The organism is Variovorax sp. Varisp36 (genome assembly GCF_047304235.1).
GTDB lineage: Bacteria > Pseudomonadota > Gammaproteobacteria > Burkholderiales > Burkholderiaceae_C > Variovorax.
In genome coordinates this window covers 1-25,114 of sequence record NZ_JBGLYU010000025.1, presented here as the reverse complement: position 1 = coordinate 25,114, position 25,114 = coordinate 1, and the positions used below count along the sequence as shown (strand labels likewise).

At 66.7% G+C, this 25,114-nt stretch carries 19 protein-coding genes; 5 read left to right on the top strand and 14 right to left on the bottom strand.

The features are described from left to right. The first annotated feature begins 48 nt into the window (after window positions 1–48). From ACCD11_RS16180 to ACCD11_RS16170, 3 genes are read left to right on the top strand one after another with little or no spacing between them, the layout of a single operon-like run. A complete protein-coding gene (locus ACCD11_RS16180) occupies window positions 49–1,455 on the top strand; it encodes a polyhydroxyalkanoate depolymerase (protein ID WP_007828179.1) in 1,407 nt (468 codons plus the stop codon). A 20-nt stretch (window positions 1,456–1,475) separates the two neighbouring features. Next, window positions 1,476–2,120 (top strand): RnfABCDGE type electron transport complex subunit B, encoded by a 645-nt coding sequence (locus ACCD11_RS16175; protein ID WP_413314658.1) that lies wholly within the window; start codon window positions 1,476–1,478, stop codon window positions 2,118–2,120. Continuing rightward, window positions 2,117–2,755: a LysE family translocator gene (locus tag ACCD11_RS16170; RefSeq protein ID WP_413314657.1), complete on the top strand. Its 639-nt coding sequence runs from the start codon at window positions 2,117–2,119 to the stop codon at window positions 2,753–2,755. The genes ACCD11_RS16175 and ACCD11_RS16170 overlap by 4 nt, the downstream gene beginning before the upstream one ends. A gap of 113 nt (window positions 2,756–2,868) precedes the next feature. Here the strand turns inward: ACCD11_RS16170 and ACCD11_RS16165 are convergent, their stop codons facing one another. Further along, window positions 2,869–3,780: an EamA family transporter gene (locus tag ACCD11_RS16165; protein ID WP_413314656.1), complete on the bottom strand. Its 912-nt coding sequence runs from the start codon at window positions 3,778–3,780 to the stop codon at window positions 2,869–2,871. Window positions 3,781–3,896: 116 nt separating this feature from the next. On the opposite strand from ACCD11_RS16165, the gene ACCD11_RS16160 reads away from it, so the two are divergent. After that, on the top strand, window positions 3,897–4,394 hold the full coding sequence (locus ACCD11_RS16160; protein WP_413314655.1) for an Lrp/AsnC family transcriptional regulator: 498 nt from the start codon (window positions 3,897–3,899) through the stop codon (window positions 4,392–4,394). Here the strand turns inward: ACCD11_RS16160 and ACCD11_RS16155 are convergent. The 8 genes from ACCD11_RS16155 to scpA form a co-directional block, all read right to left on the bottom strand. After that, a complete protein-coding gene (locus ACCD11_RS16155) occupies window positions 4,384–4,872 on the bottom strand; it encodes a VOC family protein (RefSeq protein WP_413314654.1) in 489 nt (162 codons plus the stop codon). The genes ACCD11_RS16160 and ACCD11_RS16155 overlap by 11 nt on opposite strands. Then, entirely contained in the window at window positions 4,869–5,897 is a 1,029-nt protein-coding gene (gene bioB / locus ACCD11_RS16150) for a biotin synthase BioB (RefSeq protein WP_413314653.1), read from the bottom strand. Before bioB ends, ACCD11_RS16155 begins: the two co-directional genes overlap by 4 nt. Further along, window positions 5,897–7,945 carry an acetyl-CoA carboxylase biotin carboxylase subunit gene (accC, locus tag ACCD11_RS16145; protein WP_413314651.1) on the bottom strand — a complete coding sequence of 683 codons (2,049 nt, stop codon included), beginning with the start codon at window positions 7,943–7,945 and terminating at the stop codon, window positions 5,897–5,899. Before accC ends, bioB begins: the two co-directional genes overlap by 1 nt. Window positions 7,946–7,964: 19 nt before the next feature. Further along, the gene (locus tag ACCD11_RS16140) at window positions 7,965–8,528 is read right to left on the bottom strand and encodes a hypothetical protein (protein WP_413314650.1); all 564 of its coding nucleotides are present in this window, start codon (window positions 8,526–8,528) and stop codon (window positions 7,965–7,967) included. 128 nt (window positions 8,529–8,656) lie between these two features. Further along, window positions 8,657–10,201 (bottom strand): acyl-CoA carboxylase subunit beta, encoded by a 1,545-nt coding sequence (locus tag ACCD11_RS16135; protein WP_007828159.1) that lies wholly within the window; start codon window positions 10,199–10,201, stop codon window positions 8,657–8,659. A 46-nt stretch (window positions 10,202–10,247) separates the two neighbouring features. After that, the gene (gene meaB / locus ACCD11_RS16130) at window positions 10,248–11,297 is read right to left on the bottom strand and encodes a methylmalonyl Co-A mutase-associated GTPase MeaB (RefSeq protein WP_413314649.1); all 1,050 of its coding nucleotides are present in this window, start codon (window positions 11,295–11,297) and stop codon (window positions 10,248–10,250) included. Next, window positions 11,291–11,764 carry a GNAT family N-acetyltransferase gene (locus ACCD11_RS16125; RefSeq protein WP_413314647.1) on the bottom strand — a complete coding sequence of 158 codons (474 nt, stop codon included), beginning with the start codon at window positions 11,762–11,764 and terminating at the stop codon, window positions 11,291–11,293. Before ACCD11_RS16125 ends, meaB begins: the two co-directional genes overlap by 7 nt. Window positions 11,765–11,774: 10 nt before the next feature. Continuing rightward, window positions 11,775–13,937 carry a methylmalonyl-CoA mutase gene (gene scpA, locus ACCD11_RS16120; RefSeq protein ID WP_413314646.1) on the bottom strand — a complete coding sequence of 721 codons (2,163 nt, stop codon included), beginning with the start codon at window positions 13,935–13,937 and terminating at the stop codon, window positions 11,775–11,777. A gap of 128 nt (window positions 13,938–14,065) precedes the next feature. Here scpA and ACCD11_RS16115 point away from each other — a divergent pair, with 128 nt between their 5' ends. Further along, window positions 14,066–14,701, top strand: a complete 636-nt coding sequence (locus ACCD11_RS16115) for a GntR family transcriptional regulator (RefSeq protein ID WP_413314644.1) — start codon at window positions 14,066–14,068, stop codon at window positions 14,699–14,701. 103 nt (window positions 14,702–14,804) lie between these two features. Here the strand turns inward: ACCD11_RS16115 and ACCD11_RS16110 are convergent, their stop codons facing one another. The 5 genes from ACCD11_RS16110 to ACCD11_RS16090 all read right to left on the bottom strand — a co-directional run. Next, the gene (locus ACCD11_RS16110; RefSeq protein ID WP_413314643.1) at window positions 14,805–15,590 is read right to left on the bottom strand and encodes an IclR family transcriptional regulator; all 786 of its coding nucleotides are present in this window, start codon (window positions 15,588–15,590) and stop codon (window positions 14,805–14,807) included. 162 nt (window positions 15,591–15,752) lie between these two features. Further along, window positions 15,753–16,742, bottom strand: a complete 990-nt coding sequence (dusA, locus tag ACCD11_RS16105) for a tRNA dihydrouridine(20/20a) synthase DusA (protein ID WP_413314642.1) — start codon at window positions 16,740–16,742, stop codon at window positions 15,753–15,755. Between the two features lie 129 nt (window positions 16,743–16,871). Continuing rightward, the gene (locus ACCD11_RS16100; RefSeq protein ID WP_413314641.1) at window positions 16,872–18,209 is read right to left on the bottom strand and encodes an HlyD family type I secretion periplasmic adaptor subunit; all 1,338 of its coding nucleotides are present in this window, start codon (window positions 18,207–18,209) and stop codon (window positions 16,872–16,874) included. A gap of 61 nt (window positions 18,210–18,270) precedes the next feature. Next, window positions 18,271–19,983, bottom strand: coding sequence for a type I secretion system permease/ATPase (locus ACCD11_RS16095; protein ID WP_007828148.1), 1,713 nt, complete (start codon window positions 19,981–19,983; stop codon window positions 18,271–18,273). A gap of 52 nt (window positions 19,984–20,035) precedes the next feature. Continuing rightward, window positions 20,036–25,114, bottom strand: a 5,079-nt coding sequence (locus tag ACCD11_RS16090) for a VCBS domain-containing protein (protein WP_413314640.1), incomplete at its 5' end; no start/stop codon positions are given.

Sequence of the window (25,114 nt, the reverse complement as noted above, 5' to 3'; positions counted from 1 at the left end):
ACGGCGCTGATATATATTGCACCGCAACATTCCACTCCTACACCAGCGATGCTCTACCAACTCTACGAAGCCCAGCGTTCCTTGATGGAGCCCTTCTCGGACTTCGCCCAGGCGGCCTCCAAGCTCTACGGCCAGGGCGCCGTGTGGGGCCAGGTGCCCATGGCCCAGCGCATGGCCGCCGGCTACGACCTGCTCTACCGGCTCGGCAAGGACTACGAGAAGCCCGAGTTCAACATCAAGTCGGTGAAGGTCGACGGTGAAGATGTGGTGATCCAGGAGGCCGTCGAGCTCGACAAGCCGTTCTGCGAGCTGCGCCGCTTCAAGCGCTTCACCGACGAACCGCACATTCTCAAGACGCTCAAGAGCCAGCCCGTGGTGCTGATCGTGGCGCCGCTGTCGGGCCATTACTCCACGCTGTTGCGCGACACCGTGCGCACCATGCTGCAGGACCACAAGGTCTACATCACCGACTGGAAGAACGCGCGCCTCGTGCCGCTGTCGGAAGGCGAGTTCCACCTCGACGACTACATCAACTACGTGCAGGAGTTCATCCGCCGCCTGCAGGCCGAATATGGCAACTGCCACGTGGTGAGCGTGTGCCAGCCGACCGTGCCGGTGCTGGCTGCCGTGTCGCTGATGGCCAGCCGCGGCGAGCAGCTGCCGCTGACCATGACCATGATGGGCGGGCCCATCGATGCGCGCAAGTCGCCCACCGCGGTCAACAACCTCGCGATGAACAAGAGCTTCGAGTGGTTCGAGAACAACGTGATCTATCGCGTACCGCAGGGCTTCCCCGGCGCAGGCCGCAAGGTCTATCCCGGCTTCCTGCAGCACACCGGCTTCGTGGCAATGAACCCCGACCGCCACGCCAGCAGCCACTACGACTACTTCAAGGACCTGATCAAGGGCGACGACGCCAGTGCCGAGGCGCACCGCAAGTTCTACGACGAGTACAACGCCGTGCTCGACATGGACGCCGATTACTACCTCGAAACCATTCGCACCGTGTTCCAGGAGTTCAACCTGGTCAATGGCACCTGGGACGTCAAGAACCCCAAGGGCCAGGTGGAGCGCGTGCATCCGCAGGACATCCATTCCACCGCCCTGCTCACGATCGAAGGCGAACTCGACGACATCTCGGGCTCGGGCCAGACCGAAGCCGCGCACAGCCTGTGCACCGGCATCGCCGACGACAAGCGCGAGCACTACGAAGTCAAGGGCGCAGGCCACTACGGCATCTTCAGCGGCCGCCGCTGGCGCGAACTGGTCTATCCGAAGGTGCTGAAGTTCATCGCGGCCAACGACCAGCCGCAAAGCCGTGCCGGCAACCGTGGCGGCCTCGCAGCAGAGGACACGATCAAGCCGGAGCGCAAGGCAGCCGCCGTCGCGGCCAAGAAAGTTCCAGTGAAGAAGGCCGCGAGCGTGGCCGTGAAGAAAAGGCCGACTGCGCGCTGAAGCGCGCGCAGCTTCACCCCATGGACGGGCTCGCCGCACGCATCAACGACGCGCTGCCTCAAACGCAGTGCACGCGGTGCGGCTACCCGGATTGCGCAAGCTACGCCCAGGCCGTGGCCGGCGGCGAGGCCGGTATCAACCAGTGCCCGCCGGGCGGTGCCGAAGGCATCGAGCGGCTCGCGCAACTCACCGGCCGCGCCGCCCTTCCCCTCGATGCCCAATTCGGCACCGAAGGCCCGCGTGCCATGGCGGTCATCGACGAAGCCTGGTGCATCGGCTGCACGCTGTGCCTCGATGCCTGCCCCACCGACGCCATCGTCGGCATCAACAAGCGGATGCACACCGTGATCGAAGCCCACTGCACGGGCTGCGAGTTGTGCATTCCGGTCTGCCCCGTCGACTGCATCTCGCTCGAAGTCGAGACGCCCGGCCTCAGTGGCTGGCAGGCCTGGTCGACTGAACAGGCTGTCAGCGCGCGGCGCCGCTACGAGGTGCATGGCCGGCACCGCAACACCGACGCGCGGCTGGCCGACAAGGCGCCCGAGCCCGAAGCCCTGCAAGACGCCGGCGCCCGCAAGCGCGCCATCGTCGAAGCCGCACTGGCGCGTGCCCGCGCCGCCTCGCAACAACGACAACGCCCGCCGACCACCATCACCAAGCCATGACACTCGACACCCTGCTCATCTACGTCGTCGCCTCGCTCGCGTTGGCCCTGATTCCGGGGCCGACGATGCTGCTGGCGCTGTCCAACGGCATCGAAGGCGGCATGCGCCGTGCAAGTTGGGGGATTGCCGGCGCGTCGCTCGGCAGCGTCACGCTGATCGCCGTCGTCGCGCTCGGGCTGGGCTCGCTGCTCGCGGCTTCGGAGTGGCTCTTCAACGCGATCCGCATCGCCGGCGTGGCGTACCTCGTGTGGCTGGGCATCAAGCTCTGGCGCAGCGAGGCCGCCGACCTCGGCACGGCGCTGGCCAAGTCGCCGCTCGAGGTCCGGCCACAGGGCCGCGTGGCACTGATGCGCAGCCTCGCGGTGGCATTGTCGAATCCGAAGACGGTGCTGTTCTTCGCCGCCTTCCTGCCGCAGTTCATCGACATCGCGAAACCGCAAGGCCCGCAGTACCTGCTGCTGGGCACGGTGTTCGTCGCACTCGACACCTGCGTGATGCTGGCCTATGCGTCGGCCGGCACGCAGGCCGTGCGCTTTCTCTCGCAGCGCGGCCTCAAGGCCATGAACCGCAGTTGCGCAGCCGGCATGTGGCTGCTCGCGGCTACGCTTGCGGTGTGGCGCCGCCCCGGCGCATAGCAAAAGCTCTCCCCCAGGCTTCGCGCACTTCGTGTCGCTCCACCACCCCCCTTCCGGGGGCAACACCTGCGGCCCGGCAAAGCCGGTTCCGCGGTGTTAGCGGAAATCGAGTTTCATGCTCTTCGCTTGAAGAGCATCAGCAGCACACCAGCCAAGACGACGGCCACGGCGTACCACTCGAAGCGAGTGACCGTCTCGTTGGCGATCCACACGCCCAGCAGCATCGCGATCACCGGATTGACGAAGGTGTAGCTCGCGGCCAGCGCAGCAGGCGCCTTCGCGAGCAGCACCATGTAGGCGTTGAAGGCAATCAACGAACCGAACACCACGAGGTAGATCCACGCGGCGACCGCTTCGGGCTGCAGCGGCCAGCTCATCGTTTCGCCGGACATCGCGGCAAGCCCCATCAGCACCAGGCCGCCGCAAAGCATCTCGCTCGCAAAGCCCATCGCGCCGGGCGCCAGCAGCAGGCTGCGCTGGCTCAGCACACTGCCCAGCGACCAGCAGACGCAGGCGATGCAGATGGCGATCAGCCCCTCGGGCGAGGAACGGAAACCGCTGCCCTGCGTCAGCATCAGCACGCCGACGAGGCCGAGCGCGATACCAGCGGCCTCCAGCCGCGACGGCCTCACGCCCCAGATCAGGTTCATCAGCGCAATCAGCAGCGGGATCACCGCGATGAACGCCACCACCAGCCCCGAGCCGATCGACACCTCGGCATTCGCCGTGCCGCCCATGCCACCGCCGAGCATCAGCGCGCCGACGACGAAGGCATTGCGCCACTGCGCGAGCGATGGCCACGGTGCGCCGCGCCAGCGCATCCAGAGCGCCAGCAGCGCGCCCGCGAGCAGGAAGCGCGAGCCCATCTGCAGAAACGGCGGAAAACTGATCAGGGCGTACTTGATCGCGAGGTAGGTCGAGCCCCAGACCATCCACGTGGCGGCGAGACAGAGCCACAGCAGCGGCGGCAGCCGAGGGCGCGCGGCAATGGGTGCAGCTTGGGCGGGAGAAGCGAGAGTCGGCATGTGGAGAGTGTTTCTTCTTGGTGTGAGATGCCGGTCATGGTATGAAAGCGATCCCCCGGCAGCCATGCGAGATTCATGGTTCTGCCCTCGCCAAACCGTCGATTTAAAGGAGTTGCATGGACTTTTCCTTAAACCCCGCCCTGGACGCCCACGACACCCGCATCCTCGCCGAACTGCAGAACGACGCGCGCCTGACCATGGCAGAACTGGGCCGCCGCGTGCACCTGAGCCAGCCCGCCGTGACCGAGCGCGTAAAGAAGCTCGAAGCGGCAGGCGTCATCAGCGGCTACCGCGCGACGGTAAATCTAAGCAAGCTCGGCTACGGCATCCGCGCGATCATCCGCGTGGGCCGCGCCGACTACGCGCGTGTGGTCGAGCTGGTGCAGCAGACGCCCGAATGCGTCAATGCCTACAACGTGACCGGCGACGACAGCTGGATCCTCGAGATCGCGGTGATCGACGTGAGCCACCTCGATGCGGTAGTCACCAAGTTCTGCATCCTCACCGAGACGGCGACCTCGATCATCCTGAACCCGGCGCGCGAGCACCAGCCGATGCTGCCGCCTCAGCGTTCGGACGTCAGGCCGCCGATCAAGAAAGTACTCAACGCGTAGCGGCCAGCGCGCTGAAGGCTGCCACCACCTCGGGTGGCGCCTGCACCATCTCGATCAGCACGCCCTCGCCCGCGATCGGAAACTCGTCGCTCGCCTTCGGATGCAGGAAGCAGATGTCGAAGCCGGCCGCGCCCTTGCGGATGCCGCCGGGCGCAAAGCGAACGCCCTGCGCCGTGAGCCACTCGACGGCCCTGGGCAGGTCGTCGATCCACAGGCCCACGTGGTTGAGCGGCGTGGTGTGGACGGCGGGCTTCTTCTCGGGGTCCAACGGCTGCATGAGGTCGACCTCGACCTTGAACGGCCCCGCGCCCATCGCGCAGATGTCTTCGTCGACGTTCTCGCGCTCGCTCTTGAAGGTGCCCGTGACTTCGAGCCCCAGCATGTCGACCCAGAGCTTCTGCAGCCGCAGCTTGTCCGTGCCGCCGATGGCGATCTGCTGGATGCCCAGCACCTTGAAGGGTCGTGCGTTGGTGCTCATGCCGCGCAGCCTTCCGGCTGCTCCTGCACCTGCCGCGCATTGAGCCCGAGCTTGCCCAGCAGCACCGTGTCGGCCTCGACGTCGGGGTTGCCGGTAACCAGCAGCTTGTCGCCGTAGAAGATCGAATTCGCGCCGGCCATGAAGCACAGCGCCTGCACCGCATCGCCCATCTGCTGGCGCCCGGCCGAGAGCCGCACGCGCGCGGTCGGCATGGTGATGCGGGCCACTGCGATCATGCGCACGAAGTCGAACGGATCGACCGGCTCCGAATCGGCCAGCGGCGTGCCGGGCACGCGCACCAGGCTGTTGATGGGCACCGACTCGGGGTACGGGTTCAGGTTGGCCAGCTGCGCGATCAGCCCCGCGCGGTGCACCGGCGCCTCGCCCATGCCGACGATGCCGCCGCAGCACACGCTGATGCCGGCGCTGCGCACATGGGCCAGGGTGTCGAGCCGGTCCTGGTAGGTGCGCGTGTCGACCACGTCGGTGTAGTACTCGGGCGCGGTGTCGAGGTTGTGGTTGTAGTAGTCCAGGCCCGCGGCCTTGAGCTGGTGCGCGTGGTGCGGCTCCAGCATGCCGAGCGTGGCGCAGGTCTGCAGGCCCAGCCCCTTCACGGCCTCGACCAGCACCGCCACCTTCTCGACGTCGCGGTCTTTCGGCGCCCGCCATGCGGCGCCCATGCAGAAGCGCGTGGCGCCGGCGTCCTTGGCGGCCTGCGCGGCGCGCACCACCTCGTCGACTTCCATGAGCTTCTGCGCCTTCACGCCGGTGTCGAACTCGGCCGACTGCGGGCAGTAGCCGCAGTTCTCGGGGCAACCGCCGGTCTTGACCGAGAGCAGCGTCGCCAGTTCGATGTCGCCTTCCGGGAAGTGCTGGCGATGCACGGTCTGCGCCTCGAACAGCAGGTCCATCAGCGGCTTGTCGAGCAGCGCCTGTATCGCTTCGACCGTCCATGGCCCTTGCGGCGCCGCGGCCTTCGCAGGCCGGTGCAGCGTGATCGTTTGTTGCAGGTCGTTGGCACCCATCAGTTGAACTCCAGAATGATCTGATCGACGGCGAGCGACTCGCCCTTTTCCGCCGAAATCTTGCCCACCACGCCGTCCTGCGAAGCGAACAGCACGTTTTCCATCTTCATGGCCTCGATCACGGCCAGCTTCTCGCCGGCCCGCACCTGCTGCCCCGGCTGCACCGACACCTCGACCAGCAGGCCCGGCATCGGCGACATCAGGAACTTGCTCAGGTCCGGCGGCGCCTTGTAGGGCATGAGTTCGAGCAGCCGCGCGCCCAGCGGCGACAGCACCATCGCCTCGATCTGCGTGCCGTCGTGCGACACGCGCAGCGCCAGCGGGTTCTTGCCCGCCCCGCGCTCGACCTGCGCGGTGAAGGGCCGGTCGTTGACCGTGCCCTGCACGCGGATGGCGCCGAGCGCAAAGCCGCTGTCGATCTTGTAGTTCTTGCCGCCGACGGCGACCGCGCTCGCGCCAGTCTTGCCGTGGAAATCGGTGACCGACACCGGGTGGTGCACATGCTTGCCTTCCGGCCCCATCTCCACCACGACGAACTGCTCCCCCACCTTCACGCCGTGACCTTCGAGCTGCCCGCTGATGCCCGATGCGCGCGCGCGGTAGCGGCGGTGCACGTAGGCCGCGAGCGCAACCAGAAACGACGGATCGGTGTGCGGCACGTCTTCCGCATGGAAGCCCTTGCCGTAGTGCTCGGCGATGAAGCCCGTGTTGAAGTCACCCGCCACGAACTTCGGATGCGCCAGCAGCGCCGCCTGGAACGGGATGTTGCTGCTGATGCCGCGGATCACGAAGCCGTTGAGCGCCTCGCGCATGCGGGCAATCGCATGCTGACGGTCCTTGCCGTGCACGATGAGCTTGGCGATCATCGAGTCGTAGTACATCGGGATCTCGCCGCCATCGTACACGCCGGTGTCCACGCGCACGCCGTTTAGGTGCTCGGTGTCGCTTGCGAACATGGTCTCGGCCGGCGGCTGGAACTTCACCAGGCGGCCGGTCGAAGGCAGGAAGCTGCGGAACGGGTCCTCGGCGTTGATGCGGCATTCGATGGCCCAGCCGTTGCGCTTCACCTGCTCCTGCGTGAGCGGCAGCTGCTCACCGGCCGCCACGCGGATCATCAGCTCCACCAGGTCGAGGCCGGTGATGCACTCCGTGACCGGGTGCTCCACCTGCAGCCGCGTGTTCATTTCCAGGAAGTAGAAGCTCTGGTCCTTGCCGACCACGAACTCCACCGTGCCCGCGCTCTGGTACTTCACGGCCTTGGCCAGTTGCACCGCCTGCTCGCCCATCGCGCGGCGGGTGGCATCGGAGATGAAGGGCGACGGCGCCTCCTCGATCACCTTCTGGTGGCGGCGCTGGATCGAGCATTCGCGCTCGTTCAGGTAGATCACGTTGCCGTGCGAATCGCCCAGCACCTGGATCTCGATGTGGCGCGGCTCCTCGACGAACTTCTCGATGAACACGCGGTCGTCGCCGAAGCTGTTGCGCGCCTCGTTGCGGCAGGAGGTGAAGCCCTCGAAGGCCTCGTTGTCGTTGAAGGCCACGCGCAGGCCCTTGCCGCCTCCGCCGGCCGAGGCCTTGATCATCACCGGATAGCCGATGTCCTTCGCGATCTCGACCGCGCGCTCGGCCGTCTCGATGGCGTCGTTCCAGCCCGGAATGGTGTTGACCTTGGCCTCGTTCGCGAGCTTCTTGGAGGCGATCTTGTCGCCCATGGCGGCGATCGAATAGTGCTTCGGCCCGATGAAGGCGATGCCCTCCTCCTCGACCTTGCGCGCGAAAGCTTCGTTCTCCGAGAGGAAGCCGTAGCCCGGATGCACGGCCTCGGCGCCGGTCTTCTTGCAGGCCGCGATGATGCGGTCGGCCTGCAGGTAGCTCTCGCGGCTGGGCGCGGCACCGATGTGCACGGCCTCGTCGGCCAGCTCGACGTGGCGGGCTTCCTTGTCGGCGTCGGAGTAGACGGCGACGGTGAGGATGCCCATCTTCTTCGCGGTCTGAATCACGCGGCAGGCGATTTCCCCGCGGTTGGCAATGAGTATTTTCTTGAACATCTAGGGTCTCCGCGGGGTCTCAGCGGTTGATAAACATCGAATACACCGGCGGCGCTTGCGCGCGGTCGACGAACACGTAGGCCGTACCGTCGGAGCAGAAGTTCGCCACTTCGGCGTTGCTGCCGTCGGCAAGATCGACCCAGTTGTCGATCTGCAGGAACAGGCGCCCGGCGGGCATCTGCTGCGCGCCGTTGGCCGTCCAGTACGGCACGCCGCCGCTCTTGGTACGCCACGCGCTCGCCCAGTCGTGGGGGTGCGCGACCTCCTCCGGCAGTTCGGAATGGGCCTGGTAGTCGTAGAAGGCCTCTTCGAGTTCCGAAGGCGCGCCATCGTCGTCGGCACGCCATCCCGTGATGGAGATTTCGCGCAGCAAGGCGGGCGGTCCTTCGGCAGGATCCGAAGGCGGCGCAGTGGGCCCGGTCCCCAGCTCGGCGCGCTGCACGACGAATGCGGCGTTCGCGCCTCCGTCGGGCTCCCAGAAGCTGCAGATGCTGTCCCACTCGCACTTGAACAGGAACAGCACCTCGCCATCTGCGAGTGGCAGCGCGTCGCCATCCGCGGGCAGCTGCGCGAGGTGGCTCATGGCGCGATTGCATTCGCGGCAGACCGGCCACAAACGACGGGGCAGTCCCCAGGGCAGACCGCCCAGCTTGGGCACCAATCCAGGTTCCGCACCCTCGCGGAACTGGGGGTAGTGGCTGCGCATACGGCTCAGAGCGGAATGTTGCCGTGCTTGCGCCACGGGTTCTCGAGCTTCTTCTCGCGCAGCATCACGAGCGAGCGGCAGATGCGCTTGCGCGTTTCGTGCGGCAGGATCACGTCGTCGATGTAGCCGCGCGCGCCCGCCACGTACGGGTTGGCGAAGCGCGCCTTGTACTCGGCCTCGCGGGCGGCCAGCTTCTCGGGGTCGTTCTTGTCCTCGCGGAAGATGATTTCCACCGCGCCCTTGGCGCCCATCACCGCGATCTCGGCGCGCGGCCAGGCGAGGTTGACGTCGCCGCGCAGGTGCTTGGAGGCCATCACGTCGTAGGCGCCGCCGTAGGCCTTGCGCGTGATGACGGTGATCTTCGGCACCGTGCACTCCGCATACGCGTAGAGCAGCTTGGCGCCGTGCTTGATGATGCCGCCGTACTCCTGGCCCGTGCCGGGCATGAAGCCGGGCACGTCGACGAAGGTGACCACCGGGATGTTGAAGGCATCGCAGAAGCGCACGAAGCGCGCGGCCTTGATGCTCGACTTGATGTCGAGGCAGCCCGCCAGCACCAGCGGCTGGTTGGCCACGATGCCGATGGTCTGGCCTTCCATGCGGGCAAAGCCGATCACGATGTTCTTCGCATAGTCGGGCTGCAGCTCGAAGAAATCGCCGTCGTCCACCACCTTGAGGATCAGCTCCTTGATGTCGTAGGGCTTGTTCGGGTTGTCGGGCACCAGCGTGTCGAGCGAATAGTCGGGCCGGTCGGCCGGGTCGCCCTGGCCGTTGTTGCCCAGGCGCACCGGCGGCTTCTCGCGGTTGTTGAGCGGCAGGTAGTTGTACAGGCGGCGCAGCATCATCAGCGCCTCGACGTCGTTCTCGAACGCCATGTCGGCCACGCCGCTGCGCGTGGTGTGGGTGACGGCGCCGCCGAGCTCTTCGGCAGTGACGCTTTCATGTGTCACGGTCTTCACCACCTCAGGGCCGGTAACGAACATGTAGCTCGAGTCCTTCACCATGAAGATGAAGTCTGTCATGGCCGGCGAATACACCGCGCCGCCCGCGCAGGGGCCCATGATCATGCTGATCTGCGGCACCACGCCCGAGGCCATCACGTTGCGCTGGAACACGTCGGCATAGCCGCCGAGCGAGGCCACGCCCTCCTGGATGCGCGCGCCGCCCGAGTCATTGAGACCGATGACTGGTGCACCGACCTTCATGGCCTGGTCCATCACCTTGCAGATCTTCTCGGCATGGGCCTCGCTGAGCGCGCCGCCGAAGACGGTGAAGTCCTGGCTGAACACGAACACGAGGCGGCCGTTGATCATCCCGTAGCCGGTGACCACGCCGTCGCCGGGGATCTTCTGCTCGGCCATGCCGAAGTCCACCGAGCGGTGCTCGACGAACATGTCCCACTCCTCGAAGGTGCCGTCGTCGAGCAGCAGCTCGATGCGTTCGCGCGCCGTGAGTTTGCCCTTGGCGTGCTGCGCGTCGATGCGCTTCTGCCCGCCGCCGAGACGCGCCTGGGCGCGGCGCTTTTCGAGTTGTTCGATCAGTTCTTGCATGGTGTGCTTCCGAAGCTGTGGTCCTGAATTTCGTTTGTGGTCTTGGTCATGGCCTGGCGGTGATTGCGGCCGCCGCAAGCAGCTGGCGCGCTGCCGTCGATGCAGGCAGCGCGCCCTCGGCCACCTGCTGCGTGAGCTCGGGTAGCAGCTCGCGCACCTGCGGGTGATGCCTGAAGGCGTGCTTGAGCCCGGCGTCGATGCGCTCCCACATCCACGCGGTGGCCTGCTTCTCGCGGCGCCTGGCGAGCTTGCCGTTGGCCGTCTGCAGTTGCCTGAATTGGGTGACGGCGTCCCAGAAGGCATCGACGCCGGTCCCGGCCAATGCGCAGAGCTGCAGCACCCTCGGCAGCCAAAAGCGCACCTGCTCGCCGCTGTGCGCGTCATGCACCGCATGCGCGTGGTCCGGGTTGCCCTGGTGGCCGAAAAGGCGCAGCGCCGAGGTGATCTGCGCCTGCGCGCGCGTCGCGGCGTCCTTGTCGATGTCGGCCTTGTTGATGACGACGAGGTCGGCGAGCTCCATCACGCCCTTCTTGATGGCCTGCAGGTCGTCGCCCGCGTTGGGCAGCTGCATCAGCACGAACATGTCGGTCATGCCGGCCACGGCCGTTTCGCTCTGGCCCACGCCCACGGTCTCGACGATCACGATGTCGTAGCCCGCGGCCTCGCACACCAGCATCGCCTCGCGCGTCTTCTCGGCCACGCCACCGAGCGTGCCGCTCGACGGGCTGGGCCGGATGTAGGCGCGCTCGTGCACCGAGAGGTGCTCCATGCGCGTCTTGTCGCCGAGGATGGAGCCACCCGAGACGGTGGACGAGGGGTCGATGGTGAGCACCGCCACGCGATGCCCCTTGCCGATCAGCAGCAGGCCCAGCGTCTCGATAAAGGTCGACTTGCCGACGCCCGGCACGCCCGAGATGCCGAGGCGGAACGATTTGCCGGTGCGCGGCAGCAGCGCGGTGAGCAGTTCGTCGGCCTGCGCGCGGTGATCGGCACGGGTCGATTCGAGCAGCGTGATCGCCTTGGCGATCGCGCGGCGCTGCGACATGCCCGACGTATCGACGACCGCGCCTTCCAGCGCCTGCACGGTGTTCAGCACGCGTCCTCCGGAGACACGCGCCAGCGGTAGTGCAGGTCGACGCCCTCCTCGCCTTCGAGCACGAAGCCATGGCGCAGGTAGAAGCGGTTGGCGTCGCTCTGCACGAGCGCGGTGAGCTTGATGTCCAGTTGCTGCTGGCGCGCCTGCGCCTTGGCCCACTCGAGCACCCATTCGCCGATGCCCAGGCCCTGGAAGCCCGTGCGCAGGTAAAGGTGGTCGAGCCGAAGGGCGTCGGTGCCCTCGGGCTTGAGCGTGACGAAGCCGACGCGCAGCTCGCCGTCGAGCACGATGTGATGCATGAAGGGCACGACGAAACCGGCCTGCAGCCGTTCGCGCGAGCGCGCGGGATCGAAGCGCCCCACGCGCTCCAGGCTGGGGCGCATCGCATCGACGCGCAGGGCCAGCATGGCCTCGAAATCGCTGGATTCCACCGGCTGCAGCGACAGCCGAGACAAGAGATCGCCCACGCTCTGCTTCTCAGGCCGAGACCGCCGCGCGGATCTGTTCCAGCACGTCCTTGGCGCTGGCCGGAATGGGCGTGCCCGGACCGTAGATGCCCTTGACGCCGGCTTCGTAGAGAAAGTCGTAGTCCTGCCGCGGAATCACGCCGCCGACGAACACGATGATGTCGTCCGCGCCCTGCTTCTTCAGTTCGTTGATGATGGCGGGCACCAGCGTCTTGTGGCCGGCCGCGAGCGTGCTCACGCCGACGGCATGCACGTCGTTCTCGATGGCTTGGCGCGCGCATTCCTCGGGGGTCTGGAACAGCGGCCCCATGTCGACGTCGAAGCCCAGGTCGGCAAATGCAGTGGCCACCACCTTGGCGCCGCGGTCGTGCCCGTCCTGCCCAAGCTTGGAGATCATCACGCGCGGGCGTCGGCCCTGTTCCTCGGCGAAGGCGTTGATTTCGGTCTTGAGGGCTTCCCAGCCTTCGGCCGAGTCGTAGGCAGCTGCGTACACACCGGTCACCTTTTGCGTGTCGGCCCGATGGCGGCCGAATGATTTTTCGAGCGCATCCGAAATCTCGCCCACCGTGGCGCGCAGGCGCACCGCATCGATGCTGAGTGCGAGCAGGTTGCCGGTGCCGTTCTCCGCGGCTTCGGTCAGCGCGTCGAGCGCGGCCTGCACCTTGGCGCTGTCGCGCGAGGCGCGGATCTTCTGCAGCCGCGCCACCTGCTGCTCGCGCACCATCACGTTGTCGATGGAGAGGCTGTCGATCGCATCCTCGGTCTTGAGCTTGTACTTGTTGACGCCCACGATCACGTCCTTGCCCGAGTCGATGCGCGCCTGCTTCTCGGCCGCGGCCGCCTCGATCTTGAGCTTGGCCCAGCCGCTGTCGACCGCCTTGGTCATGCCGCCCATCGCCTCGACCTCTTCGATGATGGCCCAGGCCGCATCGGCCATGTCCTGCGTGAGCTTCTCCATCATGTAGCTGCCGGCCCAGGGGTCGATCACGTTCGTGATGTGCGTCTCTTCCTGGATGATGAGCTGCGTGTTGCGCGCGATGCGGGCGCTGAACTCGGTGGGCAGCGCGATGGCTTCGTCGAGCGCATTGGTGTGCAGCGACTGCGTGCCGCCGAACACCGCGGCCATCGCCTCGATGGTGGTGCGCACCACGTTGTTGTACGGGTCCTGCTCGGTGAGGCTCCAGCCCGAGGTCTGGCAGTGCGTGCGCAGCATCAGGCTCTTGGGGTTCTTGGGGTTGAACTCCTTCATGATGCGGCACCACAGCAGGCGCGCTGCGCGCATCTTGGCGACTTCAAGATAGAAGTTCATGCCGATGGCCCAGAAGAAGCTCAGGCGCCCCGCAAAGCCGTCGACGTCCAGGCCCTTGGCCAGCGCGGTCTTCACGTACTCCTTGCCGTCGGCCAGCGTGAAGGCCAGTTCCAGCGCCTGGTTGGCGCCGGCTTCCTGCATGTGGTAGCCGCTGATCGAGATCGAGTTGAACTTGGGCATCTTCTGCGCCGTGTACTCGATGATGTCGCCGATGATCCGCATGCTCGGCGCTGGCGGAAAGATGTAGGTGTTGCGGACCATGAACTCCTTGAGGATGTCGTTCTGGATGGTTCCGCTGAGCTGGTCTTGCGCCACGCCCTGCTCTTCGGCCGCGACCACGTAGCCCGCGAGCACCGGCAGCACGGCGCCGTTCATCGTCATCGACACGCTGACCTTGTCCAGCGGGATCTGGTCGAACAGGATCTTCATGTCCTCGACCGAATCGATCGCCACGCCGGCCTTGCCGACGTCGCCCGTCACGCGCGGGTGGTCGCTGTCGTAGCCGCGGTGGGTGGCCAGGTCGAAGGCCACGCTCACGCCCTGGCCGCCGGCGGCCAGCGCCTTGCGATAGAAGGCGTTGGATTCCTCGGCGGTCGAGAAGCCCGCATACTGGCGGATGGTCCAGGGGCGCACCGCGTACATGGTGGCCTGCGGGCCGCGCAGGTAGGGCTCGAAGCCGGGCAGTGTGTCGGTGTACTTCAGGCCCTGCAGGTCGGCCGCGGTGTACAGCGGCTTCACCGCGATGCCGTCGGGCGTGATCCAGTTCAGCGCATTCACGTCGCCGCCCGGCGCTGACTTGGCAGCGGCCTTGGCCCAGGCTTCGAGATCGGCGGGCTTGAAAGAGGGTTCGGGTGTACTGCTCATGAAGGGGCCGTTCGCAGGGTCTTTCAGGGTATTCGCAAATTCGCCTGCACGGATTTGCAAGCCGGCCGCGAGTCTAACCGATCCATAATTATTAATTCAAACCCCATTTTTGCAGTACAGTCCGGCCCATGTCCGCCGTTACCCTCACCCCCCGCGCCCTCTACGAAGAGGTGGCCGAGCTGTTGCGCCAGCGGATCTTCCGCCGCGAGCTGGAGCCCGGCAGCTGGATCGACGAACTCAAGCTGGCCGAGGAATACGGCATCAGCCGCACGCCGCTGCGCGAGGCCTTGAAAGTGCTGGCGGCCGAGGGCCTGGTCACGATGAAGGTGCGGCGCGGCGCCTACGTCACCGAGGTGTCGGAGCAGGACCTGGCCGACGTCTACCACCTGCTCTCACTGCTGGAAAGCGATGCCGCCGGCGTGGTGGCCGAGCGTGCCACCGACGCGCAGCGTGCGGAGCTGAAGGCGCTGCATGCCGAGCTGGAAGCCGCGGTCGGAAACCGCGAGCATTTCTTCGCGATCAACGAGCGCTTCCACATGCAGCTGCTGGCCATCGCCAACAACAAGTGGCGCGACCAGATGGTGGCCGACCTGCGCAAGGTGATGAAGCTCAACCGGCACAACTCGCTGTTGAAGGCGGGGCGCATTGCGGAGTCGCTGGCGGAGCACCGCTCGGTGATGGCCGCCATCGAGGCGCGCGACGCGGATGCCGCCATGGCCCGCATGCGGGAGCACTTCCAGAACGGCCTCGAAGCCGCGAACTGAAACCTGCCAGCGCGGCGCCGCGCCGGCGAGGAACACCTCCATGGCGCATTGGAATGCGGCCGGGGCTACGTGCTGAAGCTGAGCAATCAGGGCCGGGCGCCCCTCATTCCTGGCTCGAGGTTCCTGCTTCCCCGGCGAGACGCTGCGCCGTCTCCAGCAGCAGCGGCGCGATGCGCACCACCATCGTGTCCTTGGGCAGCAGGTATGCGGGGCCGGCACAGCTCACTGAGTAGCGTTCGCCGCGCGGGCCCTGCAGTGCGAAGGCGATGGCGTGGATGTGCGGATTCCATTCGCCGAAAGAGCTGCAGTAGCCCAGCCGGGCGTACTCGTCGAGGCCGGCCATCAGGCTGGGCTCGATGGCGCTCCAGCTCTCCCCGCTCTCGGCTCGGATCTGCGCCAGCAGTTCGGCCTGGTCCTGCGCCGGCAACGCCGCCAGGTAGGCGCGCCCGGCGGCCGAGGTGGCGATGGTCATGCGCGTGCCCACCTCGATGCGCGAGCTGATGACCATGGAACGCGGCCGCACCGAATCGATGATGAGCATGTCGAGTTCGTCGCGCACGCCCATGTGCACGCTCACGCCGGCCGATTCCGACAGCGCCGCCAGGTGCGGCCGCGCCACCGTGCGCAGGTCGAATTGGCGCAGGTAGCGGCTGCTCATGTCGAGTAGCGCCGGGCCGAGGCTGAAGCGCTCGCTGTCCTGCGACTGTCGCAAATACCCCGCACTCACCAGCGTGGCGGTGAGCCGCGACACCGTGGCCTTGGGGATGCCCGTGGTGTCAGCCAGTTCGCGATTGCCTATGGGTGCCGATGCCATGCCGATGACCCTGAGGAGAGCCAGGCCCCTGGCGAGCGCACTTACCTCTTCTTTGCCGCCAACCGCGTCATTCATTTATCCAAACCTTTTTATGTCCCTGATGCTCCTCATTTTTCAGCAAAAAACGGTTGACGCGCCACTTATCGCGAAGTAGAGATTTCGGAACAATGTTTCAACAAGAGGCAGCAAGCCGCGGCGGGCCTGCTTTTGGGGAAAGCGTGCGATGCGTGTGGGGCTTCAGGCGGCTTGCGCAGCCGGCTCGCGCGCCATCGCCATCACCTCGTGCGCAGGCAGCATCTTGAGCCGGTGATCGCTCCAGACCTGGCGCCAGCGCCGCGCGCCCGGCAAGCCGTTGCGCAGGCCCAGCATGTGCCGCGCGATCGACCACCACTGCGTGCCATGCTCGGCCGCCTCGCGCGCCATGTAGTCGCACATCAGCGACTCGACCTCGTCGCGCGTCAGCGATTGCGCTTCTGCGCCGTAGAACTCTGCGTCCCACTCGGCCAGCCACCAGGGGTTGTGATACGCCTCGCGCCCGACCATCACGCCGTCGAGCAGGCGCAGGTGTTCATGCACCTGTGCGCTGACCGAGATACCGCCGTTGATGGAAAACCGCAGCGACGGAAACTCGTGCTTCAGCCGGTGCACCAGCTCGTAGCGCAGCGGCGGAATCTCGCGGTTCTGCTTCGGGCTCAGTCCCTTCAGCCACGCATTGCGCGCGTGCACGATGAAGGTCTGGCAACCAGCCTCGCTCACCTGGCCCACGAAGTCGCGCACGAATTCGTAGCTCTCGATCTTGTCGATGCCGATGCGGTGCTTGACCGTGACGGGCACGCTCACCACATCGACCATCGCCTTCACGCAGTCGGCCACCAGTTGCGGCTCGTTCATCAGGCAGGCGCCGAAAGCGCCGCGCTGCACGCGCTCGCTCGGGCAGCCGCAGTTCAGGTTGATCTCGTCGTAGCCCCACTCTTCGCCGAGCTTCGCGCAGTGCGCGAGGTCCGCCGGCTCGCTGCCGCCCAGCTGCAGTGCGACCGGGTGTTCCTCGGCGTGGAAGCGCAGGTGCCGGGGCACGTCGCCATGCACCAGCGCACCGGTCGTCACCATCTCGGTGTAGAGCAATGCTTGGCGCGACAGAAGGCGATGGAAGTACCGGCAATGGCGGTCCGTCCAATCCATCATCGGCGCGACCGACAAGCGGCCGGCCCAGGTGTGTTCAGTGTCCATAGATAACGATGACTTGCCGCTTCAGGTCCCGCCGAAACAGCAGAACATTTTTCAAGCGCAAGGCGCGCACGGCGAATGCCCGCATTTTGCCCCCTGCGCCAGCGCCGCCGCACGCAGGGCTGCGGCGCATCAACGCTCGCGCGCGGCGCGGCGCAGCACCTGGGTGATCGGCTCCACCATGTACTGGAGCGCGGTGTGCTCCTCTCCCCGCAGGTAGATTTCGGCAGGCATGCCGGCGAGCAGCTTCAGGTCTCCCGCCGTCGCGAGAGAAGCCGGGTCGGCCTCGACCAGCACCGAGTAGTAGGGAGCGCCGGTCGCATGGTCGATCAGGCGGTCGCCCGACACATAGATCACCTTGCCGTGCACCAATTGCGTGGTGCGGTACTTGAATGCCGTGAACCGGATGTCGGCCGGCTGCCCGCGTTGAATCCGCCCGATGTCCTCGGGGCGGACGCGCGCATCGGTCACCAGGCGGGTGTCGTCCGGCACCACGTCGGCGATGGTCTCGCGAGGCGGGATCACCGCGCCGGGCGTCGAATACTTCAGATCGATGATCTCGCCGCTGGCCGGCGCCGTGATCACCTGGCGCGCCGAGGCGTCGGCCGACTTGCGCCGCTCCTGCTCGATCTCGGCCAGTCGCGCCGCCGTGACCTTGAGCTGGTCGCTCGCCTGCTGGCGGTAGTCGCTCTCGAGCGAGCGGATGCGCAGATCGGCATCGACCGTGCGCTGCTCGGCGCGCGCCAGCTCCGCGCGCCGCTCCTCGATCTTCACGCCGTAGTCGGCCACGGTGCCTTCGAGCTGCGCGATGCGCGTGGCCGAAATGAAGCCATCCTTGAGCAGCTTGCGGTTGGTCTCCAGATCGTTCTTCTGGAACTTCATTGACTCGCTCGCCTGCATGATCTGAGCGCGCAGCGCGCCGATCTCCTCGGCCACCTTCTCGCGCTGCGAACGCAGCAGGCGCACCTGCCCCACCAGCGCATCGCGCCGCGCCTCGAACAGCGCGCGCTCCTTGTCCAGTTGCGCTGCCAGGCGTGGGTCGGCCGCCGCTGTCTCGACCACGTCGGGAGCGAAGGTGATCGCGCGCGCCATGGTCTGCTCCGCATCGAGCCGCGCGAGGCTGGCGCGCTCGGTCTTGACGCGGTGGTCCAGCCGGTTCCTGTCAGCATCGACCGAGACGTCACCCAGCACCAGCAGGGGCTCGCCCAGCCGCACATGCTGGCCGTCGCGCACCAGGACCTCGCGCACGATGCCGCCTTCGGCATGCTGCACTGGGCGCCGGTTCAGATCCACCTTCACATAGGCCTGCGCCACCACGGCGGACGACAGCGGCGCGAAGCCCAGCCACGCGGCGGCCGGCAGAAATCCGCAGACCAGCACGGCCAGGCCCCAGTGCATCAGGCTGCGCGCTTCGCGCATATGCAGCGCCAGAGGGTCGTTGGCCGCGATGGCATGCGCCGCGTGAGTCATCGGACAACCTCCGTGCTGCGCACTGCGGTGCGAGCTTGCTTGGGGCGGCCCGGCGCGGCGCTCATGACACCTTCTCCGCAGGGCGCGACGGCATCATCACCACCTGGGCGCTGCCCGTGTTCTGACCCGAACGCCTGATCGTCTGCATCACCTCCGCCGCCGGTCCGTACTGCTTGACGCGGCCGGCCTCCAACACCAGGAGCTTGTCCATATGCTGCACCAGCGCGCTGCGGTGCGTGACGACGACCACCGTGACCTGCCCGCGCAGCGCCTTCAAGGCCTCGCCCAGCGCCAGTTCGCCCGCCCCGTCCAGGTTGGAGTTGGGCTCGTCCAGCACCAGCAGCTTCGGGTTGCCATAGAGCGCGCGCGCCAGCGCGATGCGCTGGCGCTGGCCCGGCGACAGCATCACGCCCATGTTGTCGACGACGGTGTCGTAGCCCTCGGGCAGCGCCAGGATCAGCGCATGCACGCCGGCACGCTGTGCCGCCTGCACGACCTTGTCCGCATCGACCTCGCCCAGCCGCGCGATGTTGTCGGCAACGGTGCCGGCGAACAGCTCGACATCCTGCGGCACATAGCCGAGCCAGGGGCCGAGTTCTTCGCGCGGCCATTGCGCGAGGTCGACCTCGTCCAGCCGTACGACACCTGCATGCGGTCGCCACAGGCCGGTCAACAGGCGCACCAGGGTCGACTTGCCGGCGCCGCTGGGGCCGGTGATGGCCAGCGACTCGCCGGGCTCCAGGCTCAGCGACACGCCCGCGAGGATCATCCGCTCGCCCTGCGGAGGCCGGAACACGAGGCCCTCCGCGTACAGGCGGCCACTCGGCGCCGGCAGCGCCATGCGTTGCGGCTGCCGCTCGGCGGCACCCAGCACCTCGGACAGGCGCGCGAAGGCGAGGCGCCCCTCGGCCAGCACGCGCCAACTCCCCACCACCTGTTCGACCGGCGCCAGCGCCCGGCCGAGCAGGATGGTGCAGGCCACCAGGATGCCCGGCGTGCCCTCGCCCGTGATGACGAGGTAGGCACCCAGTGCCTGCAACAGGACCTGCACCGCCTGGCGCGTGGTGCGCGTGAGCGCAGCCATCGCCACCGACTTGCGCGCGGTCGGCCCCTGCCGCGCGGCGACGCCGGCGTTGAGATCCCGCCAGCGCCCGATCACCGCCTCCCCCATTCCGAGCGATTGCGCCAGCTCCGCGTTTTGCATCGAGGATTCGAGGTAGCGCGTGGCCCTGGCGGCGTCCTTCTGCAGGGCTTCGATGTCGCGGCGCGTGATGCGGTCGTTCACCACGGCAAGGATGAGCATCAGCACCGACGCGGCGGCGGCGGCCATGCCCAGCATCGGATGCGCCATCCAGATGACCGCGACATAGACGAATGTCCATGGCACATCGAACAGGGCCAGCAGGCCCTGGGCGGAAAACAGGCTACGCAGCGCTGCGACGTCGCGCAAGCCTTCGGAAGGCACGCGCTCGGCGCGCCGCGCCGTGCGGGCCAGCATGACCTTGGCCACCACCGGAGACAGCTGATCGGCGATCAGATTGCCCGCGACGCCCTGCAGCCGGCTGCGCAGGTAGTCCAGCATCAGCATCAGGCCGAGCGCCACAGCGACGCCGATCAGCAGCACCAGCAGCGTCTCCCGGCTCTGGCTCGTCAGCACGCGGTCGAAAACCTGCAGCATGAAAAGCGCGGGGGCGAGCAGCAGCAGGTTCACGAAGAACGAGAAGCCCGCAACGAAAAGAAGCGGCCGCTCGAGAAGCTGGAGAAGAGGCTTCATGTCGATTTCTCTCTTGTGCCGCCACCCGCACCCGCGGGCGGCGGGCGATTTCTCACAGCCCGACCTTGATGTCGTTGCTGTCGAAGGTGTCGGCCGGATTGCTCAGCGTCAACGTCGCCACCAGCGTGCGGTTGGCGGCGCCCAGGCCGTCGGCGTCGTAATACAGGTTGCCCGTCGCGCTGTCGTAGATCACGTGCACGCCCGCCCCCACCACGTCTCCCGCGCCACCGCCGTTCAAGGACGCGAACTCGGCCGCCGACAGCGTGCTTCCGCTCGCAGTCGTGAGGGCCGTGAACGTGCCGCGCGACAGCTCGATCAGGTCGCCGCTCGCCGCCGATCCCGACGCATCGAAGTCGGTGATCGAATCCACAGCATTGGGTGCCGAGTCGAAAACGAAGGTGTCGTTGTCCGCGCCGCCGGTGAGTATGTCGGCGCCGGCTCCACCGACGATGCGGTCGTCGCCCGCAAGGCCGTTGATCACGTCGTTGCCGCCGCCGCCGCGCAATTGGTCATTCGACGCAGAACCGGTGATCGTGTCGGCGAAGGCCGTGCCGATGACGCCCTCGAAGTTCCTGTAGCTGTCGGTGCCGAGCCCGGCGGCGCTGGCATTGAAGCTCGTGCTGCTGCTGCTTTGCGTCAACGTGAACGTGAGCCCGGCGGTGCCGTCCGAGAAGTCGAGCAGGTCACCGGTGCCCCCTGCCCCATCGAGCGTGTCGTTGCCGGCGCCACCGCGGATGATGTCGTTCGAGGCGCTGCCGGTGAGAGTGTCGGCCAGGCCCGTTCCGATCACGCCTTCGATGTTCTGGTAGGTGTCGTTGTTGCCGAGTCCGCCGGTGCCGTTGACGATAGTGGTCGATGCGGCACTCTGGACCAGCGTGAAATTGACCGCCACGGTCCCATCCGAGAAGTCGAGCAGGTCCTCGGTGCCGGCACCGCCATCCATCGAGTCGTTGCTGCCCAGGCCGCCTCGCAGCACATCGTTGCCGGCACCGCCCGACAGGGTGTCGTTGCCGTCGCCGCCGATCAGGAGGTCGTTGCCGGAAGAGCCGAGCAGCGTGTCGGCTCCGTTGCCGCTGCCTCCGATGAAGACGTCACCGCCCGCACCGCCGGTCAGGTTGTCGGCGCCGCCGCGGCCATCGATGAAGGAGGCCTGGTAGGTGCCGGCCGCGCTGAGATCGATCGTGTCGGCTGCGTTGCCGTTGGACACGGCCATGACGTCGATCGTCGCCGTTGCTGTGGCGGTGCCGCCGGCCCCGTCCGACACGGTGTACTGGAAACTGCCGGCCGCGGCGCCCGCCGTGCTGCCGCTGGTGAAGCTGATCGTGCCGTTGGTGGCGTCCAGGGTCAGGCCCGAAATCCCGACCGCGCCGCTGACGCCTGTGATCGTCAACGCAAGACCGTCGATGTCGGTGTCGTTGCCGAGCAGCGAACTCGCCGACAGCGTGACCAGCGTGCTGCTGGACACGATGACCCTGTCGGTCGCGGCGACCGGGTCGTCGTTCACCGCGTTGACGGTGATGCTCGCCGTGTCGGTGGCGCTCGAGAACGCGGAGCTGCCTCCATTCGTCACAGTGCTGGCCGTGGTGCCCGCCGTGCCGCTCGTCTGGTCCCAGGCGTGGAAGGTGATGCCATTGCCGACTGTTCCATTGAAGTTCGGATTCGCCTGGAAGTAGACACGCGTGTTCGCGTCCGCGGCCAACAGCAGCGCGGACGCGTCCGACACCGCACCCACCGCTGCCCAGCTGGCGCCGCCGTTGGTGGAATACCACCAGCTTCCGTTGGAGGCATTCACCCCCGACAACGCGATGCCGGTGATGGCGCCGTTGTCCGCATCGGTCACGTTGTCGAGGCCGCCGGCCGGCGGATTCAGATTCACCAGGCTCGATACGAGCGTCCCGACGGCCCCGACCGGTGCGCCGGCATCCTCGTTGACCGACGCCAGAGCGGGTGTCGCGGCAGCATTCAGTACGGGGGCATCGTTGGTGCCGGCGATGGTCACGGTCACAACCCGGCTGGCGGTGCCGTCGGACGAGACTGCAGTGAAGCTGTCGCTGATCGATTGACCTGCGGCCAGTTGCTGGATCGCCGCCTGGCCATTGTTGGCCGTGTAGGTCCAGTTGCCGTCGGCTGCCAATGCGAAGCTGCCGTAGCCATTGCTGCCGGTAGTGCTCGCTTGGGGCGCGAAGTTCGACTGGCCCTGGTCGACATCGGCAATCGTCAGCGCACCACCGGTGCTCAGGTTCGGCGTCGAGGCATCCTCGGTCACCGCGCCGCTGGCCACGCCGCCGATCACCGGCACGTCGTTGGTGCCAGTGATCGTTACCGTCACCACCTGGCTGGCGGTCCCGTCGGACGAGACTGCAGTAAAGCTGTCGCTGATCGATTGACCTGCCGCCAACTGCTGGATCGCCGTCTGGCCATTGTTGGCCGTGTAGGTCCAGTTGCCGTCAGCTGCCAATGCGAAGCTGCCGTAGCCATTGCTGCCGGCAGTGCTCGCTTGAGCCGCGAAGTTCGACTGGCCCGCATCCACGTCGGCAATCGTCAGCGCGCCGCTGGCCGCGAGACTGCCACCGGACACCGCAACGTCTTCTTGCACCGTAGCGCTGGCCACACCGCCAATCACCGGCACGTCGTTGGTGCCGGTGATCGTTACCGTCACCACCTGGCTGGCGGTCCCGTCGGACGAGACTGCAGTAAAGCTGTCGCTGATCGACTGACCTGCGCCAAGCTGTTGGATCGCCGCTTGGCCATTGTTGGCCGTGTAGGTCCAGCTGCCATTGGCCGCAAGCGTGAAGTTGCCGTAGCCGCTGCTTCCGGCGGTGCCAGCCTGGGCTGCGAAGCTGGACTGGCCTTGATCGACATCGGCAATCGTCAGTGCACCGCTGGTGCTCAGGTTCGGCGTCGAAGCATCCTCGGTCACCGCGCCGCTGGCAACGCCACCAATCACCGGCACGTCGTTGCTGCCGGTGATCGTTACCGTCACCACTTGGCTGGCGGTGCCATCCGACGACACCGCGGTGAAGCTGTCGCTGATCGTTTGACCTGCGGCCAGTTGTTGGATCGCCGTCTGACCATTGTTGGCCGCGTAAGTCCAATTGCCATTCGCCGCCAGCGTGAAACTGCCGTAGCCATGGCTGCCGGCCGTACTCGCTTGAGGGGCGAAGTTCGACTGGCCTGCATCCACATCGGCAATCGTCAGCGCGCCGCTGGTACTCAGGTTCGGCGTCGAGGCATCCTCGGTCACCGCGCCGCTGGCCACTCCACCGATCACCGGCACGTCATTGGTCCCGGTGATCGTCACCGTCACCACCTGACTGGCCGTTCCGTCGGACGACACGGCGGTGAAGCTGTCGCTGATCGATTGACCGACGCCCAGTTGCTGGATCGCGCCTTGGCTGTTGTCGGCTGCATAGGTCCAAGTGCCGTCGGCCGCTAGCGAGAAGCTGCCGTAGCCATTGCTGCCGGCCGTGCCGGCCTGTGACGCGAAGTTCGACTGACCTTGGTCTACATCAGCAATCGTCAGCGCACCACCGGTGCTCAGGTTCGGCATCGAGGCGTCCTCGGTCACCGCCCCACTGGCGACGCCACCAATCACCGGCACGTCATTGGTGCCGGTGATCGTCACCGTCACCACCTGGCTGGCCGTCCCATCGGACGACACTGCAGTGAAGCTGTCACTGATCGACTCGCCAGCGCCCAGTTGCTGGATCGCCGACTGGCTGTTGTCGGCCGTGTAGGTCCAGCTGCCATTCGCCGCGAGCGTGAAGCTGCCATAGCCGTTGCTGCCGCTGGTGCCGGCCTGAGGCGTGAAGTTCGACTGACCCTGGTCTACATCGGCAATCGTCAGCGCACCGCTGGTGCTCAGATTCGGAGCCGATCCGTCCTCGCTGACCGCGCCGCTGGTGACGCCACCGATCACCGGCACATCGTTGGTCCCGGTGATGGTCACCGTCACGAGTTGGCTCGCCGTACCGTCGGAGGAAACTGCGGTAAAGCTCTCGCTGATCGACTCCCCTGCACCCAACTGCTGAATCACGCTTTGGTTGTTGTCGGCCGCATAGGTCCAAGTGCCGTCGGCCGCCAGCGAGAAACTGCCGTAGCCGTTGCTACCGGCGGTGCCAGCCTGGGGCGTGAAGTTCGACTGACCCTGGTCTACATCGGCAATCGTCAGCGCACCGCTCGTGCTCAGGTTCGGCGTCGAGGCATCCTCGGTCACCGCGCCGCTGGCCACTCCACCAATCACCGGCACGTCGTTGGTGCCAGTGATCGTCACCGTCACCACTTGACTGGCCGTTCCGTCAGACGAGACTGCAGTAAAGCTGTCGCTGATCGATTGACCGGCGCCCAGTTGCTGGATCGCTGCCTGGCCGTTGTCGGCCATGTAGCTCCAACTGCCATCGGCCGCGAGCGAGAAACTGCCGTAGCCGTTGCTGCCGGCGGTGCCAGCCTGGGCTGCGAAGCTGGACTGGCCCGCATCCACATCGGCAATCGTCAGCGCACCACCGGTGCTCAGATTCGGCATCGAGGCATCCTCGGTCACCGCGCCGGTGGCAACGCCGCCAATCACCGGCACGTCATTAGTGCCAGTGATCGTCACCGTCACGATCTGGCTCGCCGTTCCGTCGGACGAGACTGCAATAAAGCTGTCGCTGATCGACTCTCCTGCACCCAACTGCTGGATCGCCGTCTGGCCATTGTTGGCCGTGTAGGTCCAGCTGCCATTCGCCGCCAGCGTGAAACTGCCGTAACCATGGCTGCCGGCCGTGCCAGCCTGGGCTGCGAAGCTGGACTGCCCCTGGTCGACATCGGCAATCGTCAGCGCGCCGCTGGTGCTCAGGTTCGGCGTCGAGGCATCCTCGGTCACCGCGCCGCTGGCGACGCCGCCGATCACCGGCACGTCGTTGGTCCCGGTGATCGTCACCGTCACCACCTGGCTGGCGGTCCCGTCGGACGAGACTGCAATAAAGCTGTCGCTGATCGACTCTCCTGCACCCAACTGCTGGATCGCCGCCTGGCCATTGTTGGCCGTGTAGGTCCAGCTGCCATTCGCCGCTAGCGTGAAACTGCCGTAACCATGGCTGCCGGCCGTGCCAGCCTGGGCTGCGAAGCTGGACTGCCCCTGGTCGACATC